The sequence below is a fragment of the 'Chrysanthemum coronarium' phytoplasma genome (genome assembly GCF_000744065.1).
GTDB classification, from domain to species: Bacteria; Bacillota_I; Bacilli_A; order Acholeplasmatales; family Acholeplasmataceae; genus Phytoplasma; species Phytoplasma asteris.
This window is the reverse complement of the sequence record NZ_BBIY01000068.1, coordinates 1-2,630: the sequence shown is the minus strand read 5'-3', so window position 1 is coordinate 2,630 and position 2,630 is coordinate 1. Positions and strand designations below refer to the sequence as shown.

General features: G+C 22.9%; 3 protein-coding genes. All 3 read left to right on the top strand.

What is annotated here, in order from left to right:
* Positions 1–369: toprim domain-containing protein (locus OYV_RS03360; RefSeq protein ID WP_042068280.1), on the top strand; the 369-nt coding region annotated here is incomplete at its 5' end.
* Between the two features lie 157 nt (positions 370–526).
* Positions 527–1,153: a hypothetical protein gene (locus OYV_RS03355; protein ID WP_042068278.1), complete on the top strand. Its 627-nt coding sequence runs from the start codon at positions 527–529 to the stop codon at positions 1,151–1,153.
* A 641-nt stretch (positions 1,154–1,794) separates the two neighbouring features.
* Complete coding sequence (locus tag OYV_RS03350; protein ID WP_042068277.1) at positions 1,795–2,541, top strand: hypothetical protein; 747 nt, start codon at positions 1,795–1,797, stop codon at positions 2,539–2,541.
* Positions 2,542–2,630: the final 89 nt, after the last annotated feature.

The window sequence follows — 2,630 nt, the reverse complement described above, 5'->3', positions numbered from 1 at the left end:
AGTATTAAAAACGTTGTCGGTCTCATTTGTGTCACTCAACTACTTTCTAAATCACAAATAGAAATTCTTAAAAAAGAAAAAATCAAAGTCATTATCGCTTTAGATAATGATGAAACAGGTCAAAAACGCAGTGAAGCCTTAGGAGAACAACTTAAAGAAGAAAATATTATTTACGAAATTAGACGTATTTTACCACCTTATGATAAAACTTGTAAAGATGTTGATGATTTATTACGCCAATTTGGAAAAGAAGTATATCAAAAATGTTTTTTAGACCCATACATTACTTATGAAGAGGCCAAAAATAAAATCATAGTCGATTTAGCTATTTATTTTTTTGGAAAAGACAAAGTAGAAATAATTGATTAAAATTATTGCTTTTAACTAATATATTAAACCTTACATGTATAATAACATTAACATACCCCCAAACACGCGCATATACCCCTAAATTTTGCGATTTTATTTTCGCAACTTAGGGGATTTTTATTTTTATACCAAAAAACCAAATAAAAAGGATAAAAAAATGAAAAACGAAACAAATCAAGGAATCATTAGGGGTGGTTGGGAAACAAAATCAACACCTAACGACTTAGTTCAAATCAAAAACTTTTTACAAATATTAAAAGTAGAATTATTAAATATTACAATTGTTTCTCATTCTAAAAAGAAAAATTCCTATCAACAAGCAAACTACCACCCAAAAACCCAAACTCTATTTGTAGACCCTCAAATCTTAGATGAAATGAAAAAGCATAGAATAGAAATAATTAAAAATCACCCTTCTGAAACCGATAATAATCAAACCCTAACCAACCCCATATCACCCCCAAAATGCCAAAATAATACCCTTAAAACACATTTCCCTATTTTCCAAATTAATTATCTCAACGAACAAAAAGACTACATTAAAGAATTAATAAGTAAGATAACCGTAGACAAACTAGACACTTTAAAATTATATAAATTAGATGACAAAAAAGTAGATAAATATAACAATCCTATAAAAACAAATTATAAAAAAGGATTAAATGTTATTTATTATCAATTGGAAGATTTAAAACACATCAAATTATTTTTAACCAAAAATAAACAGGGCTATCGGGTTAAAAAAATACATCCCATGTATAAATATATATCCAAAATCAAATAAACACTTCACTAACAGTTTTATAACACTTCACTAACAGTTTTATAACACTTCACTAACAGTTTTATAACACTTCACTAACAGTTTTATAACACTTTCAATATCTAAAATACTTTAAAAAACCAAACATTTTTAAGGAGTGATATTTTATATATTATATCGATAATGATAATGATACTCGATATTTGATATTATCGTTGTATCTTTTATCTATCATTATTATTTTTCGATATATAAATAACTCCCTATTTTTCCTTTCCATTATTAAAAAGAGATGTTTTAAAAATTAACCAAACACAATCCCCTAACGCGCTGAAGCGCTAACAACAATTATAAGCAAAAACAAACAAAAGAAGAAGAAGAAGAAAAATAAAAATATATTTTAAAAACAAAAAAACTCAATATTATAAAGCAAATGTGAGTTATTTTTAAAAACATTCTTCGCGCCTTACCTGTGAACTATCAGGTAAGGAGTAGCGAGAACGAACAAAACGCCTTTACGTCGTCACGTAAAGGAGTAGTTTTGAGAGTCAATATATGTTAAAATAATTAATATAGATTTATATAAATATTTTTATATTTTTTAGAACAAAAAAATGAAAATAATAATATATCATAAAATATTTAAATTTAAAGGATAAGAAATGAAAAAAGAAGAAAAATTAGTTTTAATAGAAGAATTAAAAAACTTAAATAAACTTTATAAAGAAAATAAAATCAATATAAAAGAAGCAGAAAAGAGATTTGATGATTTTTATAAAAAAAAATATCGAGATAGTTATTTTAGAATAAGTGATATGAATAAAATAAAAAATTTAAAAGATGAATATTTACTAAATATTGATGATGAAAATTATGATGAAATAGAAGAAAATATTTATCCATTAGAATCATTTAAAGATAATGAAATTAAAAAAGAAATAATAGATTTTTTTGAAAAAAGAAAAGATTCAAATTATAAAAAAAATCTTGTTATAGAACATAGAAGCAGAATAGGAACTCGTTCTTTATGTTATAGCATAATGAATAAACTTAATTTATCTTATAATACAATCTTAGGAAATTATATTAATAGATTTGATTTTAGAAGCATATATTATAATAATAATACCGATGTAAACATTTTTTTTCATGAAGCTAAAGAATTAACTAAAAATGATTTTTTAAAAAAAATACTAGATAGAGAAGATTTTGTAATTAAACCTCATTATGAACCAATAAGAATAATTAATATGAAAGATAAATTAAATATTTTTTTATGTGATTATGTAGCATTTCTTTATGGTATAAAAAATATAGAAATTATAAATTATGTAAATGAAAAATGTAAATTTATTAAAATTGACTATGAAAAAATAGGTGGTAAATTATATATTGATGAAAAAAATTAAAATAAAAAACTTTATCTAAAATATTAACTTTGAAACATTTCAAGATTTGTATTTTATGTTTTATTAGTTTTTCATAGGTTTTTCCTATA

Excerpts from the sequence above, each read along its gene's own strand:
- OYV_RS03350 (WP_042068277.1), top strand. The coding sequence starts at position 1,795 with ATGAAAAAAGAAGAAAAATTAGTTTTAATAGAAGAATTAAAAAACTTA.
- OYV_RS03355 (WP_042068278.1), top strand. The coding sequence starts at position 527 with ATGAAAAACGAAACAAATCAAGGAATCATTAGGGGTGGTTGGGAAACA.